Raw genomic sequence first — 16,137 nt, forward strand, 5'->3', positions numbered from 1 at the left:
TTACCTTATGTCCGAGCAGTTTCTCTATTTTCTGCAGCAGATGTTTAATGGCGTCACGCTGGGAAGCACCTACGCGCTGATTGCTATCGGCTATACCATGGTGTACGGCATTATCGGCATGATCAACTTCGCCCACGGCGAGGTGTATATGATTGGCAGCTATGTCTCCTTCATGATCATTGCCGCCCTGATGATGATGGGGATTGATACCAGCTGGCTGCTGGTCGCCGCTGGATTCGTCGGGGCTATCGTCATCGCCAGCGCCTACGGCTGGAGTATTGAACGCGTGGCCTATCGGCCCGTGCGCAGCTCCAAGCGTCTGATTGCGCTGATCTCCGCCATCGGGATGTCCATCTTCCTGCAAAACTACGTCAGCCTGACGGAAGGTTCTCGTGATGTCGCGCTGCCAAGCCTGTTTAATGGCCAGTGGACGGTGGGCAGCAGCGACAACTTCTCCGCCACCATTACCACTATGCAGCTGGTTATTTGGGTGGTGACGTTTATCGCCATGCTGGCGCTGACCGTGTTTATCCGCTATTCCCGCATGGGCCGCGCCTGCCGCGCCTGTGCTGAAGACCTCAAAATGGCCAGCCTGCTGGGGATTAACACCGACCGCGTGATCGCGCTCACCTTTGTCATCGGCGCGGCAATGGCGGCGGTTGCGGGTGTGCTGCTTGGCCAGTTCTACGGTGTAATCAACCCGTACATCGGCTTCATGGCCGGGATGAAGGCCTTTACCGCTGCGGTTCTGGGCGGCATTGGCAGCATTCCTGGCGCGATGATCGGCGGCCTGATCCTCGGTATTGCCGAAGCGCTTTCCTCTGCCTATCTCAGCACGGAATATAAAGACGTGGTCTCCTTCGCGCTGCTGATCCTGGTTCTGCTGGTGATGCCTACCGGTATCCTGGGTCGCCCGGAGGTAGAAAAAGTATGAAACCGATGCATTTTGCGATGGCGCTGCTGTCCGCAGTGATGTTCTTTATTCTGGCGGGCGTCTTTATGGGCGTGCAGCTGGAGCTGGACGGCACCAAACTGGTGGTGGATACCGCCGCCGATATCCGCTGGCAGTGGATCTTTATCGGTACCGCCGTGGTTTTCTTCTTCCAACTGCTGCGTCCTGTTTTCCAGAAAACCATGAAGAACGTCTCCGGGCCGAAGTTTATTCTGCCGGCTATCGATGGTTCGACGGTTAAACAGAAGCTGTTCCTGATTGCCCTGCTGGTTATCGCTGTGGCGTGGCCGTTTATGGTGTCGCGCGGGACGGTGGATATCGCCACCCTGACGATGATTTATATCATCCTCGGCCTGGGTCTTAACGTGGTAGTGGGGCTTTCCGGCCTGCTGGTATTGGGCTACGGTGGTTTCTATGCCATCGGCGCTTACACCTTCGCGCTGTTGAACCACTATTACGGTCTTGGCTTCTGGACCTGCCTGCCGCTGGCGGGGCTGGTTTCGGCGGCAGCGGGCTTCCTGCTCGGCTTCCCGGTACTGCGCCTGCGCGGTGACTATCTGGCGATTGTGACCCTCGGCTTCGGTGAAATCGTGCGTATCCTGTTGCTCAACAACACCGAAATAACCGGCGGTCCGAACGGTATCAGCCAGATCCCGAAACCGACGCTCTTTGGTCTTGAGTTTAGCCGCAGCACCCGCGAAGGCGGCTGGGATACTTTCAGCAACTTCTTTAACGTGAAGTACGACCCATCCGATCGCGTGATTTTCCTCTACCTGGTTGCCCTGCTGCTGGTAGTGCTGAGCCTGTTCGTGATTAACCGCCTGCTGCGTATGCCGTTGGGCCGCGCGTGGGAAGCGTTGCGCGAAGATGAAATCGCCTGCCGCTCGCTGGGCCTCAGTCCGACGCGTATCAAGCTGACTGCTTTTACCATTAGCGCCGCGTTTGCTGGTTTTGCCGGAACGCTGTTCGCTGCCCGTCAGGGCTTCGTCAGCCCGGAATCCTTTACCTTCGCCGAATCGGCTTTTGTGCTGGCGATTGTGGTGCTGGGCGGTATGGGTTCGCAGTTTGCGGTGATCCTGGCGGCGGTTCTGCTGGTGGTATCGCGCGAGCTGATGCGTGATTTCAATGAATACAGCATGCTGATGCTGGGTGCGCTGATGGTTCTGATGATGATCTGGCGTCCGCAGGGGCTTCTGCCAATGACCCGTCCACAGCTGAAGCTGAAAAATGGGCAGGCCAAAGAAGGAGAGCAGGCATGAGTCAGCCATTATTATCCGTAAACGGCCTGATGATGCGTTTTGGCGGCCTGCTGGCGGTCAACAATGTGGCGCTGGAGCTGCGTGAGCGGGAAATTGTCTCGCTTATCGGCCCTAACGGCGCGGGCAAAACCACCGTCTTTAACTGCCTGACCGGTTTCTATAAACCGACCGGCGGCACCATTATGCTGCGTGACCAGCATTTGGAAGGATTGCCGGGCCAGCAGATAGCGCGTATGGGCGTGGTGCGGACTTTCCAGCATGTGCGTCTGTTCCGTGAAATGACGGTGATTGAAAATTTGCTGGTGGCACAACATCAGCAGTTGAAAACCGGTGTCTTTTCCGGCCTGCTGAAAACGCCGTCTTTCCGCCGCGCGCAGAGCGAAGCGCTGGATCGCGCCGCGACCTGGCTTGAGCGGATTGGTCTGCTTGAACATGCTAACCGCCAGGCCAGTAACCTGGCCTACGGCGACCAGCGCCGTCTGGAAATCGCCCGCTGCATGGTGACCCAGCCGGAAATCCTGATGCTTGACGAACCGGCGGCGGGCCTTAACCCGAAAGAGACCAAAGAGCTGGACGAACTGATCGTCGAGCTGCGCAATCATCACAACACCACTATCCTGCTGATTGAGCACGATATGAAGCTGGTGATGGGCATTTCCGATCGTATTTACGTGGTAAACCAGGGCACGCCGCTGGCCAACGGTACGCCGGAAGAGATCCGCAACAATCCAGACGTTATTCGTGCTTATCTGGGTGAGGCATAAGATGGAAAAAGTGATGTTATCTTTTGACAATGTCAGCGCGCACTACGGCAAAATCCAGGCGCTGCACAACGTCAGCCTGCATATCAATCAGGGGGAGATTGTCACCCTAATTGGCGCGAACGGCGCGGGGAAAACCACGCTGCTGGGCACCCTGTGCGGCGACCCGCGCGCCTCCAGCGGGCGCGTTGTTTTCGACGGTAAAGATATTACCGATTGGCAGACGGCGAAGATCATGCGTGAAGCGGTGGCGATTGTGCCGGAAGGACGTCGCGTCTTCTCGCGCATGACGGTAGAAGAGAACCTGGCGATGGGCGGCTTTTTTGCCGAGCGCGACCAGTTCCAGACTCGCATCAAGTGGGTCTACGAGCTGTTTCCGCGCCTGCATGAACGTCGGGTTCAGCGAGCGGGTACCATGTCCGGCGGCGAGCAGCAGATGCTGGCCATCGGTCGTGCGCTGATGAGCCAGCCGCGCCTGCTGCTGCTCGATGAACCTTCTCTGGGGCTGGCACCGATCATCATTCAGCAAATTTTCGATACCATCGAACAGCTGCGTGAACAGGGGATGACCATCTTCCTCGTCGAGCAAAATGCTAACCAGGCGCTGAAGCTGGCCGATCGCGGCTACGTGCTGGAAAACGGCCATGTGGTGTTAGAGGATACCGGTGATGCGCTGCTGGCTAACGAAGCGGTGCGCAGCGCCTATCTCGGCGGGTAACGGTGTAAAAAAGCCCGGCATCTGCCGGGCATTTCGCTCGAAACCTACAGCTCCAGCGATCGTTTCCACAGCATAAAATCGAACTGTTCAAGCGCGTCCGCTTTCGTCTGCCAGCTCCCGCTGGCGGTGGCGATGATTTTCTCAAACAGGCCGTCGGCGATTTCCGCCAGCGGGGTACCTTCGATAATCGGCCCGCAGTCATAATCGATAATATCCGGCATCTTTTTCGCCAGCGCGGAGTTGGTCGAAACCTTAAGAACCGGAACGATAGGGTTCCCCGTCGGGGTGCCTAACCCGGTTGAGAAGATAACGACATTACACCCAGCGGCAACCAGCCCCGTCACCGCATCAACATCATTACCCGGCGTACAGACCAGCGAAAGGCCGCTCTCGCCCATCGGTTCGGCGTAGTCGCATACTGCGCTCACCGGCGCTCTGCCGCCTTTTTTCGCCGCACCGGCGGATTTGATGGCGTCCGTAATCAGTCCATCGGCAATATTTCCCGGACTGGGATTATCGGCAATGGTGGTGCCGAAGAAGTTAGCCACATGCTCATAGTTTTTCATCAGCGACAGAAACTTCTCTTTCAGCTCGCGATTCATGCAGCGTTGTACGATATCCCCCTCTGCGCCGCACAGTTCCGGGAACTCCGCCAGCCCGGATGCACCGCCGAGGGCGACAAGACGGTCTGATACTTCGCCCATGGCCGGGTTCGCGCTGATCCCTGAGAATCCGTCGGAAGCGCCGCACTTCACGCCGATTTTGAGGTGGGAGAGCGGGACGTCCTGGCGCTCAGCGACGGGCGCTTCGCGAATTGCGTTGTACGTTTCGGTCAATGCATCCTGCATCATTTTTTCTTCGCTACTCCAGTCCTGCTGTCTGAAGTAGATTACCGGCTTGCTGAAGTGCGGGTTACGCTTCGCGAGTGCGGCCTTGAAATCAACAATTCGCGCTTTTTCGCAGCCCAGCGCGAAGACCGTTACGCCGAGAACGTTAGGGTGATCGGAATAAGCGGCAAGGACGTCGCACATCGTCATGCTGTCTGATGTCGCGCCGCCGCAGCCGGAGTTGACGGTGATACAGCGGATACCGTCAAGATGCGGGAAGGGCAGATGTCGGTTATCGTTTAAAGCGGCAGCCGATGTTACCTGTCGGGCGAAATTTTTCAGGCCGTTATTGGCGTAGCCGAGGGCGTCGTTTAGCGCATCGGTGACGCGCTGCACGTTGCGGTTTTCACAGAAAACCAGCGGAATGACCAGCCAGTAGTTCGCCGTGGCGACCCGGCCATCTTCGCGAACGATCCCGCGGAAGGTACGCTGCTGCCAGGCGGAGACGTCGGGCTGCTGCCAGTCATAGGGCGCAACGTCGTCAAGCGAAACCGGGGCCGCATAATGTTTGATATTGTCGGTGGTGATGGCTTCGCCGCGAGTGATGGGCTGTGTCGCTTTGCCAACTGGAACGCCATATAGCGAAACGATATCGCCGGGCGCAATATCCTGAGTGGCGAACTTATGTTTGGCTTTGACATTGCTACGCAAAACGTACTCTTCATCGTTCCAGTTAACCCGCTGGTCTTTGCGTAAGTCTTGCAGCGCAACGATTAAGTTATCAGTAGGGTCAATTTTTAAGATGGTCTGCATGTTATTTATCCTTTGTTATAAGCGCATCAGGACTTTAGTGATGAGTGACCGCGACGCCATTGGTCGCTTTTCTGCCTGCGAGTGCGGCAATCAGCAGCGCGCAGCAGACGGTGATCAGCGACAGTGCGACCAGACCCGCCGAATCGTTGCCGAAGAAGGCATCGACCTCGACGCGAATGAGCGGAGCCAGAAAGCTACAAAACGCGCCCATCGTAGTACAGAAACCGATACTGGCAGCCAGCGCTGAACCGGACACAATTTGCGCCGGGAAGGTCCAGAAAATAGGTTGCACGGAGAGAAAGCCGATCGCCGAGAGTGAGAGCGCGGCAATGGCCAGTACCGGGCCGGACCAGGCCGAAACAAACAAGCCCAGCGCCGCAGCCAGCATACAGATTACAGAGATAAGAACCCGGCGGGCCGGCATTTTGTCCGCCAGGCGCGGGATGTAGTAGACCCCGACGGCGGAGCAAGCCCAGGGGATAGCGGCGACTAGCGACTCTTTAAAGCCGAGCGTAGAGCCCATCAACGAGGCGACTTGCGAAGGCAGGAAGAACATCAGCCCGTAAACGCTGATCTGGATGGTGCTGTAGATAAGCGCCAGATGCCAGACTTTAAGGCTTTTCAGCGCGGTACTGACGCTGCTGGTTTCGGTTTGTCGCTGCTCCTGTTGAAGCTGTTCAATTAGCGCTTTTTTCTCCTCTTCGGTCAGGAAGCGCGCTTTGGCTGGCGTATCATCAAGCCAGAACCAGGCAAAGATCCCCATGATGACTGCCGGGATCCCTTCGATAAAGAACATCCAGAACCAACCGGGCTTGCCGAGAAATCCGTGCATTTCCAAAAGCGCGCCGGAGATTGGCGAGCCTAATGTCAGCGCCAGAGGCACGCCGAGCACGAAAATACCGACCACCGATGCGCGAACTTTATTGGGAAAGTAGATAGAAGCCAGCAGCAGAATGCCGGGGTAAAAACCCGCTTCGCCTAATCCTAATAAGAAGCGCAGGACAATAAACTGGGCTTCCGTCTGTACCAGCCCGGTGAGGGCAGACAATATGCCCCACAGGATGGTGGTGATGCTTAACCATTTTTGCGCGCCAATCTTATTGAGGATCAGGTTAGCGGGAATACCAAACAGCGCATAGGCGGCGAAAAATATCCCTGCGCCCAGGGCAAAGGCGGAGTTGGAGAGCCCAATATCCACCTGCATCGCCTCTTTGGCGAATCCCACGTTGACCCTGTCGATAAAGGCGATGAAGTATAAAATAAACATCAGTGGCACCAGGCGCTTCCATGATTTAGTAATCGCGGAATTCAATACCGGGTTGTCGTAAGCTGTGATCGTTTTCATAATACCTCCGCGTTGAGGTCAGGCATTAATGGCAATACCAGCCCGGGAAAGTATCTGCTGAATACTTTCGGTCTGGCAGATTGAGAGCGTGCTAAAAGGTGACGTGCAGCGATCGGACTGAATAATGCCGCGCAGCTGTAACGCTTTTTTAAATGTGGGAATGAATGGATCGTTAACCGTGTAAATATCCATTAAATCATCCACTTTTTGCTGATACAGCGAAATTTGCTCCAGATTGTTATCGTTAAATGCCTGCATCCAGTCGCGGAATATCTCAGGGCAGATATTGGATAACCCGCCGATACATCCGTCTCCTCCTGATAACACATTGTGCGCGAAGTTATTGTCATAACCGGCATAGACTTCAAAATACGGCAGCTCAGATTTTACCTGGCGAATCACCTGCGACGTATGATTAGTGTCCGGAATGGTGTCTTTAAGACCGACAATGTTCGGGAACTCTCTGGCGAGTCGTAGGCAGACTTCTGATGAGACGCAATAGCCGGTGCGCTCCGGGAAGTTGTAGATGAAGATTTTGGCAGCAGTACGGCGAGCTATCTGGCTATAAAATGTATAAACACCTTCATCCGTCAGGCGGAAATACCAGGGGCTGATAATCATAACGCCATCAAGCCCGCATTCGTCGGCGTAGTTTGCCAGCTCTACGCACTCGTCAATATCCATGCGGCTGGTGCCCGCATAGGCCTTTATACCTTCGCGTGGGAATTCTGCCGCCATTTGAATTATCTGACGGGAGGTTTTCATATCCAGGGAGAAAAACTCACCGGTACTGCCCATGACGACAAATCCCGAGACGCTTTTTTTGATGAAATCGTACAGACGGAAATTCCCTTCAGGATCCAGCCTGCCATGTTCATCAAAAACCGTTATTGCTGGTGTGATGTAACGACTTTGCATATTTTTCCTCTTGTTTGTTCGTATATACAAACCGTGTTTGTATTTGCGACTTAACATAAGAAAACACGCTATGAATGCGAAGTCAAATGGCGAAAAAGACGTCTGGATAATTGATTAAGTCAATGAATAGATGGGGAAATAAGCAGAATGAACAGGTGCCGCAGCGAGTGATTAAATATCGGTACTGTGTGGAGAATCACAATTCCTGCGGCATTGTTATGTGAATAAATCAGTAATTTTTGATATCAGGAAGCTTATTCAGCACGCTTTCAATTCGGTCTTTCGCGTCTTTTAACGAACGAATGACCTGCTGCGCTTTTTCATCGGTGGCGCGGAAAGAGGGTAATGAGACGCTGATTGCCGCCAGAATCACGCTTTTCTGCTGCAGGGGCACGGCGAAGCAGATGGTATCGTCGTTGATTTCCCTGTCGTCCATGGCATAACCGTTGGCCTCAACCAGCGCTAGCTGCTGACGAAGCTGAGCCATATCCGTCACGCTGCGAGCGGTGACGGAAGGAAGACCTTGCGGATAGAGTTCCAGAATCTCTTCGTCACGGTGCTTATGCAGCAGCGCTTTTCCCAACGCGGAGCAGATGGCCGGAAGGCGAGTTCCTACTTTAGAAACCAGCTGAACGGTTTGATCGCCCTGAACTTTATCGACGTAGAGCACCCAGGCATCATCCAGAATGCCGAGCTGGCAAACCTCATTGCACTCATTGACCACCGTATGCATTTCACTGTTGATCATTTTAAGCCAGAACTCTTTTTCCACCGTTGAGCTGGCCAGTACCGCGCATGAGATCCCCAGGGTATAAATACCGTTGCGATCGTCGTGACTGATATATTTTCGGTATTGTAATGATTTGAGGATGGGGAAAATGGTTCCCTTTGAAATATCCGTTTTGAGCGACAGCTCGGAGAGCGTCATTCCATCCGCGTTGGCTAATGTTTCCAGAATGAGTAAAACGCGCTCGGTAGGTTTATGAAGCGTCTTCATGTTTTTCCTTGTGACGGTTCGCCGGAGAGTGCTTTTTAACGAACCTTATTTAACTACAGATTCCCTTTTATCTGTAGCCTGGCCAGCCTCTCTTTTTCGCTTTGCCATTTCCCTGCCACTTTTTTTTCACGGTTTCATCATGTTTTCGCCAATTTATTGTAATATTTTTGTAATGCAATAGTTATTTTTCTGTCATTCGAGCATGTCATGTTACCCCCGCGAACATAAAACGCGTGAAATCGCGCATCCGGAACTACAAGAGAGATAACCGATGATATCGTTACGACATACAGCTTTAGGACTGGCGCTCAGCCTGGCATTTGCCGGACAAGCCCTGGCGGTAACCACTATCCCGTTCTGGCATTCGATGGAAGGGGAATTGGGGAAAGAAGTTGATTCACTGGCGCAACGTTTCAACGCAGCCAACCCGGACTACAAAATTGTTCCGGTGTACAAAGGCAACTATGAACAGAGCCTGAGCGCAGGTATCGCCGCCTTCCGTACCGGCAACGCGCCAGCTATTTTGCAGGTTTATGAAGTGGGGACCGCGACGATGATGGCTTCCAAAGCCATTAAACCGGTTTACCAGGTATTCAGCGATGCGGGTATCAAGTTTGATGAGACGCAGTTCGTGCCGACCGTTTCCGGTTATTACACTGACTCGAAAACCGGCCATCTGCTCTCCCAGCCGTTTAACAGCTCCACTCCAGTGCTGTACTACAACAAAGATGCCTTCAAAAAAGCCGGTTTAGACCCGGAACAGCCACCGAAAACCTGGCAGGATCTGGCAGCCTATACCGCCAAGCTGAAAGCGGCGGGTATGAAGTGCGGCTATGCCAGTGGCTGGCAGGGCTGGATTCAGATTGAAAACTTCAGCGCCTGGCATGGTCTGCCGGTCGCCACCAAAAACAACGGCTTCGACGGTACCGATGCGGTGCTGGAGTTCAACAAGCCGGAGCAGGTGAAGCATATTGCCATGCTCGAAGAGATGAACAAGAAGGGCGACTTTAGCTATTTCGGGCGTAAAGACGAATCCACCGAGAAGTTCTATAACGGCGATTGCGCCATCACTACCGCCTCTTCCGGCTCCCTGGCGGATATCCGTCAGTACGCTAAATTCAACTACGGCGTTGGCATGATGCCGTACGATGCCGACGTGAAGGGCGCGCCGCAAAACGCCATTATTGGTGGGGCCAGCTTGTGGGTGATGCAGGGTAAAGACAAAGAAACCTATACCGGCGTCGCTAAATTCCTCGATTTCCTCGCTAAACCGGAAAACGCTGCCGAATGGCATCAGAAAACCGGCTACCTGCCGATTACCACCGCCGCTTACAACCTGACCCGCGAGCAGGGCTTCTATGATAAGAACCCTGGCGCTGATATTGCTACGCGTCAGATGCTGAATAAGCCGCCGTTGCCGTTCACCAAAGGCCTGCGCCTGGGCAACATGCCGCAGATCCGCACCATCGTGGATGAGGAACTGGAAAGCGTATGGACCGGTAAGAAAACACCGCAACAGGCGCTGGACTCCGCCGTTGAACGCGGTAATCAGCTGCTGCGCCGTTTTGAGCAGTCGACGAAGTCTTAACAAAATGCCCGGTGGCGCTACGCTTACCGGGCCTACAAGACCGTAGGCCGGGTAAGGCGAAGCTGCCACCCGGCGCTGTTCAGGAACCAAACTCTCATGTCATCATCCCGTCCGGTGTTCCGCTCGCGTTGGCTGCCTTATGTGCTGGTCGCGCCGCAGCTGGTTATCACCGTTATCTTCTTTATCTGGCCTGCGGGTGAAGCGCTGTGGTATTCGCTACAGAGCGTCGATCCTTTTGGGCTCTCCAGCCAGTTTGTTGGTCTGGATAACTTCCTGATGCTGTTCCGCGATCCGTACTATCTGGATTCTTTCTGGACGACGATTAAGTTCAGTACGATGGTTACTTTTAGCGGCCTGCTGATCTCGCTGTTTTTTGCTGCGCTGGTGGATTACGTGGTGCGCGGTAGCCGTTTCTATCAGACGCTGATGTTGCTGCCCTATGCCGTTGCGCCCGCGGTGGCTGCGGTGCTGTGGATCTTCCTGTTCAACCCTGGGCGCGGGCTGATTACCCATTTTCTCGGCGAGCTTGGCGTTGAGTGGAACCACGCGCAGAACAGCGGACAGGCGATGTTCCTCGTGGTTTTCGCCTCGGTATGGAAGCAGATTAGTTACAACTTTCTATTCTTCTTCGCCGCGCTGCAATCTATCCCGCGTTCGCTGGTGGAAGCCGCTGCGATTGACGGCGCCGGGCCAGTGCGCCGCTTCTTTAAGCTGGCGCTGCCGCTGATCGCCCCAGTGAGCTTCTTCCTGCTGGTGGTGAACCTGGTGTACGCCTTTTTTGATACCTTCCCGGTTATCGATGCCGCGACCGGCGGTGGGCCGGTACAGGCTACGACGACGCTGATTTACAAGATCTACCGTGAAGGTTTCGCCGGGCTCGACCTGTCCGCTTCCGCCGCCCAGTCGGTGGTGCTGATGTTCCTCGTCATTATTCTGACGGTGGTGCAATTCCGCTACGTTGAGAAAAAGGTGCGCTACCAATGATTGAAAACCGTCGCGGGCTGACGATTTTCAGCCACACCATGTTGATTTTAGGCATCGCGGTCATTCTGTTTCCGCTGTATGTCGCTTTTGTTGCGGCGACGCTGGATAGCAAAGCGGTCTTTGAAACGCCGATGACCTTGATTCCTGGCGGGCATTTGCTCGACAACATGAAAACCATCTGGGTGAACGGCGTCGGGGCCAACAGCGCGCCGTTCTGGCTGATGATGCTCAACAGCTTCATTATGGCCTTCGGCATCACGGTGGGCAAAATCGCGGTATCAATGCTCTCCGCTTTCGCCATCGTCTGGTTCCGCTTTCCGCTGCGTAACCTGTTCTTCTGGATGATTTTCATCACCCTGATGCTGCCGGTTGAAGTGCGTATTTTCCCGACCGTGGAAGTCATCGCCAACCTGAAAATGCTCGACAGCTATGCCGGACTCACGCTGCCGTTGATGGCTTCGGCCACCGCCACTTTTCTGTTCCGTCAGTTCTTTATGACGTTGCCGGACGAGCTTATCGAGGCCGCACGTATCGACGGCGCATCGCCGATGCGCTTTTTCCGCGACATCGTCCTGCCGCTGTCGAAAACCAATCTGGCGGCGCTGTTCGTCATCACCTTTATCTACGGCTGGAACCAGTATCTGTGGCCGCTGCTGATTATTCAGGATGTGAATCTTGGCACCGCCGTCGCCGGCATTAAAGGCATGATCGCCACCGGCGAAGGCACTACGCAGTGGAACCAGGTGATGGCGGCGATGCTGCTCACGCTGATTCCCCCGGTTGTCATCGTTTTAGCCATGCAGCGCGCGTTTGTGCGTGGCCTGGTCGATAGTGAGAAATAAAATGGCTGGTTTAAAACTACAGGCAGTAACGAAAAGCTGGGATGGCAAAACCCAGGTCATTCAACCGTTAACGCTGGACGTGGCGGACGGAGAGTTTATCGTCATGGTCGGCCCATCGGGCTGCGGTAAATCGACCCTGCTGCGCATGGTTGCCGGTCTGGAACGGGTGACCAGCGGCGATATCTGGATTGACCGCAAGCGTGTTACCGAAATGGAACCGAAAGATCGCGGCATCGCGATGGTGTTCCAGAACTACGCCCTCTACCCGCATATGAGCGTGGAAGAGAATATGGCGTGGGGCCTGAAAATTCGCGGTATGGGCAAGGGATTAATTGCCGAGCGCGTGCAGGAGGCGGCGCGCATTCTTGAACTGGACGGTCTGCTCAAGCGTCGCCCGCGCGAACTCTCTGGTGGCCAGCGTCAGCGCGTGGCGATGGGCCGGGCCATCGTGCGCGATCCGGCGGTATTTCTGTTTGATGAACCGCTCTCCAACCTCGACGCCAAACTGCGCGTGCAGATGCGTCTTGAGCTGCAGCAACTGCACCGACGGCTGAAAACCACCTCGCTGTACGTGACCCACGATCAGGTGGAGGCGATGACCCTCGCGCAGCGGGTGATGGTGATGAATAAAGGCATCGCCGAGCAGATCGGCACGCCGGTTGAAGTCTACGAAAAGCCGGCCAGCCGCTTTGTGGCAAGCTTTATCGGTAGCCCGGCAATGAACCTGCTGGAAGGTCGGGTCAGCGATGATGGTAGCCGCTTCGAGCTTGAGGGCGGGATGCTTTTGCCCATCAACAACGAGCATCGCCGCTATGCCGGGCGTAAGATGACGCTGGGTATCCGCCCGGAACATTTTGCATTAAGCTCTGAGACGGAAGGTGGCGTACCGCTGATGATGGATACGCTGGAAATTTTAGGTGCCGATAACCTTGCCCACGGGCGCTGGAGCGAACAAAAGCTGGTGGTTCGGCTACCGCACCAGTTACGCCCGCAGGCTGGCAGCACGCTGTGGCTGCATCTTCCGCAGAATCACCTGCACCTCTTTGATAGTGAAACAGGACAACGCGCATGAGTCACTGGCCTTATCCCCATATCGTCGCTCACCGGGGCGGCGGTAAACTGGCTCCGGAAAATACCCTGGCGGCTATCGATACCGGCGCTCGCTACGGTCATACGATGATTGAGTTTGACGCTAAGTTATCGAAAGACGGGCAGATTTTCTTACTGCATGATGACAACCTCGAACGAACCAGCAACGGCTGGGGAGTGGCGGGCGAGCTGGCGTGGAACGATCTGCTAAAAGTGGATGCCGGAAGCTGGTACAGCGGCGAGTTCAAAGGCGAACCGCTGCCGCTGTTGACCGAGGTTGCTGACCGCTGTCGCCTGCACGGCATGATGGCGAATATCGAAATTAAACCGACGACGGGCACCGGCCCGTTGACCGGTAAAGTCGTCGCGCTGGCGGCCCGCGAACTGTGGCAGGGAATGACTCCGCCGCTGCTTTCTTCGTTTGAAATCGATGCGCTGGAAGCGGCGCAGGAAGCTGTGCCTGAACTGCCGCGCGGGCTGCTGCTGGATGAATGGCGGGACGACTGGCGCGAACTGACCACGCGTCTGGGCTGCGTCTCAATTCATCTTAATCATAAACTTCTGGATGAAGCGCGCGTGGCGAGCCTGAAGGCTGCGGGCCTGCATATCCTCGTGTATACCGTTAACAAACCCCAGCGCGCCGTCGAGCTGCTGCGCTGGGGTGTAGATAGCATCTGCACCGATGCAATTGATGTTATCGGCCCCAACTTCCCGGCGTAATCTGTGACAGGCGGCCCTTATGGGGTCGTCTGCCGCTGCAGCATCCCACCGTTATTGTTCGGCAGAGGCTGCTGACGATTCAGGTTATTATTCTGCTGTACCCGCTGCTGATTGTTATTCAACTGCGTCTGTAAATGCTGCTGCTGAGTGCGTGACTGGCTCTGAATATCCTGTTTCAGCTTGTTTTGCTGCTGCATCTGCTGGTTCTGCATCTGGTTTTGCATCCGCTGCTGGCTGGGCACCACGTATCCCGGCTGGTTGGGATTGTTATCGACGTTGAGCGGTTGTGCTAAAGCGCTTAGCGGCAGCAGCGCCGCCAGAAATACGATGACTTTCATTATTCTCTCCTCCACGTTCGTGGCATGCGTTAAGTTTACCCCCATTCCGGCACAACAATGATTTTTTAAGACTTATCATCCAGGATTATGTGTAAATAAAAACATATTCAGGAGTATGACAATGATAAAAACAACGCGCTGGCGTCAGGTGATCATCGCTGCTTTGCTGGCGGGCGGCAGTTTTACCGTCGCGGCAAATCCCGCTCCGCCTCCGGTTTCTTATGGTGTAGAGGAAGATGTTTTTCACCCGGTTCGTGCGCAGCAGGGGATGGTGGCCTCGGTGGATGCGCTGGCAACGAAGGTCGGTGTGGATATTCTGCGTCAGGGCGGTAACGCCGTGGATGCCGCCGTGGCGGTGGGCTATGCGCTGGCGGTCACGCACCCGCAGGCCGGTAATATCGGCGGCGGTGGGTTTATGATGCTGCGCACTAAAGACGGTAATACAACGGCGATCGACTTTCGCGAAATGGCTCCGGAGCAGGCCACCCGCGATATGTTCCTCGACGACCAGGGCAACCCGGACAGCAAAAAATCTCTGACTTCACACCTGGCTTCCGGCACGCCGGGCACCGTTGCCGGTTTCTCCCTCGCGCTGGATAAATACGGTACGATGCCGCTGAACAAGGTCATTCGCCCGGCGATTAAGCTGGCGGAAGAGGGCTTCACGGTAAACGATGCGCTGGCTGATGATCTAAAAACTTACGGTAGCGAAGTGATCCCCGACCATGCCAATAGCCGGGCCATCTTCTGGAAAAACGGCGAGCCGCTGAAAAAGGGCGATAAGCTGGTGCAAAAACAGCTAGGTAAAAGCCTGGAACTGATTGCCGAGCTGGGTCCGGATGCTTTCTACAAAGGCGCGATCTCCGACCAGATTGCCGCTGAGATGAAGAATAACGGCGGGCTTATCACCAAAGCGGATCTGGCAAATTACAAAGCGGTCGAGCGCACGCCAGTTAGCGGCGAATACCGTGGCTATCAGGTCTTCTCAATGCCGCCGCCTTCCTCCGGTGGCATTCACATCGTACAGATCCTCAATATCCTGGAAAATTTCGATATGCATAAGTACGGCTTCGGCAGCGCCGACGCCATGCAGGTGATGGCGGAAGCGGAAAAACATGCCTATGCCGACCGCTCGGAATACCTTGGCGACCCGGACTTCGTCAAAGTACCGTGGCAGGCGCTAACCAGCAAAGCGTACGCCAAATCGATAGCTGAACAGATTGATATTAATAAAGCGAAACCGTCGAGCCAGATTCGACCCGGCAAGCTGGCGCCGTATGAAAGCAATCAAACCACCCATTTCTCGGTGGTGGATAAAGACGGTAACGCCGTTGCGGTCACCTATACGCTGAACACGACCTTTGGTACCGGTATCGTGGCGGGTAACTCAGGCATTCTGCTGAATAATCAGATGGATGACTTCTCTGCGAAACCCGGCGTGCCGAACGTCTACGGACTGGTGGGGGGCGATGCCAACGCCGTCGAGGCGAAAAAACGCCCGCTGTCGTCGATGTCGCCGACTATTGTGGTGAAAGATGGCAAAACCTGGCTGGTGACCGGGAGTCCTGGCGGCAGCCGCATCATTACCACCGTGCTACAGATGGTGGTCAATACTATCGACTTCGGCATGAACGTCGCGGAAGCCACCAATGCCCCGCGTTTCCATCATCAATGGTTGCCGGATGAACTGCGGGTGGAGAAGGGGTTTAGCCCGGATACGCTGAAGCTGCTGGAGGGCAAAGGGCAGAAAGTGGCAGTGAAAGAGGCGATGGGCAGCACCCAGAGTATTATGGTTGGCCCGGACGGTACGCTGTACGGCGCATCCGATCCGCGTTCGCCGGATGATTTAACGGCAGGGTATTAGTTTTACCTTTAGATTGCTGACAACGTGCGCTCTCTGGAATTACCCGGCGGCGCTGTGTATGCTCGGGCTACGGATCACAGCCGTTTGTGGTCTGGTAGCCCGGACAGATGCGTAGCATCGCC

15 protein-coding genes are annotated in these 16,137 nt (G+C 55.2%); 10 read left to right on the plus strand and 5 right to left on the minus strand.

Annotated features, from left to right (window positions below; all coding sequences use genetic code 11):
- Nucleotides 1-7 precede the first annotated feature (7 nt).
- Genes livH through livF form a run of 4 tightly spaced genes read left to right on the plus strand, consistent with a single transcriptional unit; the run spans nucleotide 8 to nucleotide 3,690 of the window.
- Nucleotides 8-934 (plus strand): high-affinity branched-chain amino acid ABC transporter permease LivH, encoded by a 927-nt coding sequence (gene livH, locus FN082_RS13740; protein WP_139539037.1) that lies wholly within the window; start codon nucleotides 8-10, stop codon nucleotides 932-934.
- Nucleotides 931-2,211 (plus strand): branched chain amino acid ABC transporter permease LivM, encoded by a 1,281-nt coding sequence (gene livM, locus FN082_RS13745; protein WP_139539036.1) that lies wholly within the window; start codon nucleotides 931-933, stop codon nucleotides 2,209-2,211. Before livH ends, livM begins: the two co-directional genes overlap by 4 nt.
- Nucleotides 2,208-2,975: a high-affinity branched-chain amino acid ABC transporter ATP-binding protein LivG gene (livG, locus tag FN082_RS13750; RefSeq protein WP_139539035.1), complete on the plus strand. Its 768-nt coding sequence runs from the start codon at nucleotides 2,208-2,210 to the stop codon at nucleotides 2,973-2,975. The genes livM and livG overlap by 4 nt, the downstream gene beginning before the upstream one ends.
- 1 nt (nucleotide 2,976) lies before the next feature.
- Nucleotides 2,977-3,690: a high-affinity branched-chain amino acid ABC transporter ATP-binding protein LivF gene (gene livF / locus FN082_RS13755; RefSeq protein WP_110275061.1), complete on the plus strand. Its 714-nt coding sequence runs from the start codon at nucleotides 2,977-2,979 to the stop codon at nucleotides 3,688-3,690.
- 44 nt (nucleotides 3,691-3,734) lie between these two features.
- Here livF and FN082_RS13760 read toward each other — a convergent pair whose 3' ends face one another.
- The 4 genes from FN082_RS13760 to FN082_RS13775 form a co-directional block, all read right to left on the minus strand.
- Entirely contained in the window at nucleotides 3,735-5,330 is a 1,596-nt protein-coding gene (locus FN082_RS13760) for a UxaA family hydrolase (RefSeq protein WP_142981794.1), read from the minus strand.
- Nucleotides 5,331-5,364: 34 nt separating this feature from the next.
- Complete coding sequence (locus tag FN082_RS13765) at nucleotides 5,365-6,675, minus strand: MFS transporter (RefSeq protein WP_142981795.1); 1,311 nt, start codon at nucleotides 6,673-6,675, stop codon at nucleotides 5,365-5,367.
- Between the two features lie 18 nt (nucleotides 6,676-6,693).
- On the minus strand, nucleotides 6,694-7,593 hold the full coding sequence (locus tag FN082_RS13770; RefSeq protein WP_142981796.1) for a dihydrodipicolinate synthase family protein: 900 nt from the start codon (nucleotides 7,591-7,593) through the stop codon (nucleotides 6,694-6,696).
- Nucleotides 7,594-7,822: 229 nt separating this feature from the next.
- Entirely contained in the window at nucleotides 7,823-8,590 is a 768-nt protein-coding gene (locus FN082_RS13775) for an IclR family transcriptional regulator (protein WP_112214812.1), read from the minus strand.
- 271 nt (nucleotides 8,591-8,861) lie between these two features.
- Between FN082_RS13775 and ugpB the strand changes: the two genes are divergently transcribed.
- The 5 genes from ugpB to ugpQ all read left to right on the plus strand — a co-directional run bounded on the left by ugpB (nucleotide 8,862) and on the right by ugpQ (nucleotide 13,813).
- Nucleotides 8,862-10,178, plus strand: coding sequence for a sn-glycerol-3-phosphate ABC transporter substrate-binding protein UgpB (gene ugpB / locus FN082_RS13780; RefSeq protein ID WP_139539031.1), 1,317 nt, complete (start codon nucleotides 8,862-8,864; stop codon nucleotides 10,176-10,178).
- 96 nt (nucleotides 10,179-10,274) lie between these two features.
- On the plus strand, nucleotides 10,275-11,162 hold the full coding sequence (ugpA, locus tag FN082_RS13785; RefSeq protein ID WP_139539030.1) for a sn-glycerol-3-phosphate ABC transporter permease UgpA: 888 nt from the start codon (nucleotides 10,275-10,277) through the stop codon (nucleotides 11,160-11,162).
- Nucleotides 11,159-12,004 carry a sn-glycerol-3-phosphate ABC transporter permease UgpE gene (ugpE, locus tag FN082_RS13790; RefSeq protein ID WP_112214810.1) on the plus strand — a complete coding sequence of 282 codons (846 nt, stop codon included), beginning with the start codon at nucleotides 11,159-11,161 and terminating at the stop codon, nucleotides 12,002-12,004. The genes ugpA and ugpE overlap by 4 nt, the downstream gene beginning before the upstream one ends.
- Before the next feature lies 1 nt (nucleotide 12,005).
- Entirely contained in the window at nucleotides 12,006-13,076 is a 1,071-nt protein-coding gene (locus tag FN082_RS13795) for a sn-glycerol-3-phosphate import ATP-binding protein UgpC (protein ID WP_139539029.1), read from the plus strand.
- Nucleotides 13,073-13,813, plus strand: coding sequence for a glycerophosphodiester phosphodiesterase (gene ugpQ, locus FN082_RS13800; protein WP_139539028.1), 741 nt, complete (start codon nucleotides 13,073-13,075; stop codon nucleotides 13,811-13,813). Before FN082_RS13795 ends, ugpQ begins: the two co-directional genes overlap by 4 nt.
- Nucleotides 13,814-13,830: 17 nt before the next feature.
- Here ugpQ and FN082_RS13805 read toward each other — a convergent pair whose 3' ends face one another.
- On the minus strand, nucleotides 13,831-14,151 hold the full coding sequence (locus FN082_RS13805) for a DUF2756 family protein (RefSeq protein ID WP_139539027.1): 321 nt from the start codon (nucleotides 14,149-14,151) through the stop codon (nucleotides 13,831-13,833).
- Nucleotides 14,152-14,272: 121 nt separating this feature from the next.
- Between FN082_RS13805 and ggt the strand changes: the two genes are divergently transcribed.
- Entirely contained in the window at nucleotides 14,273-16,015 is a 1,743-nt protein-coding gene (ggt, locus tag FN082_RS13810; protein WP_142981797.1) for a gamma-glutamyltransferase, read from the plus strand.
- The last annotated feature ends 122 nt before the right edge of the window (nucleotides 16,016-16,137 follow it).

The sequence above is a fragment of the Klebsiella spallanzanii genome (assembly GCF_902158555.1).
GTDB classification, from domain to species: domain Bacteria; phylum Pseudomonadota; class Gammaproteobacteria; order Enterobacterales; family Enterobacteriaceae; genus Klebsiella; species Klebsiella spallanzanii.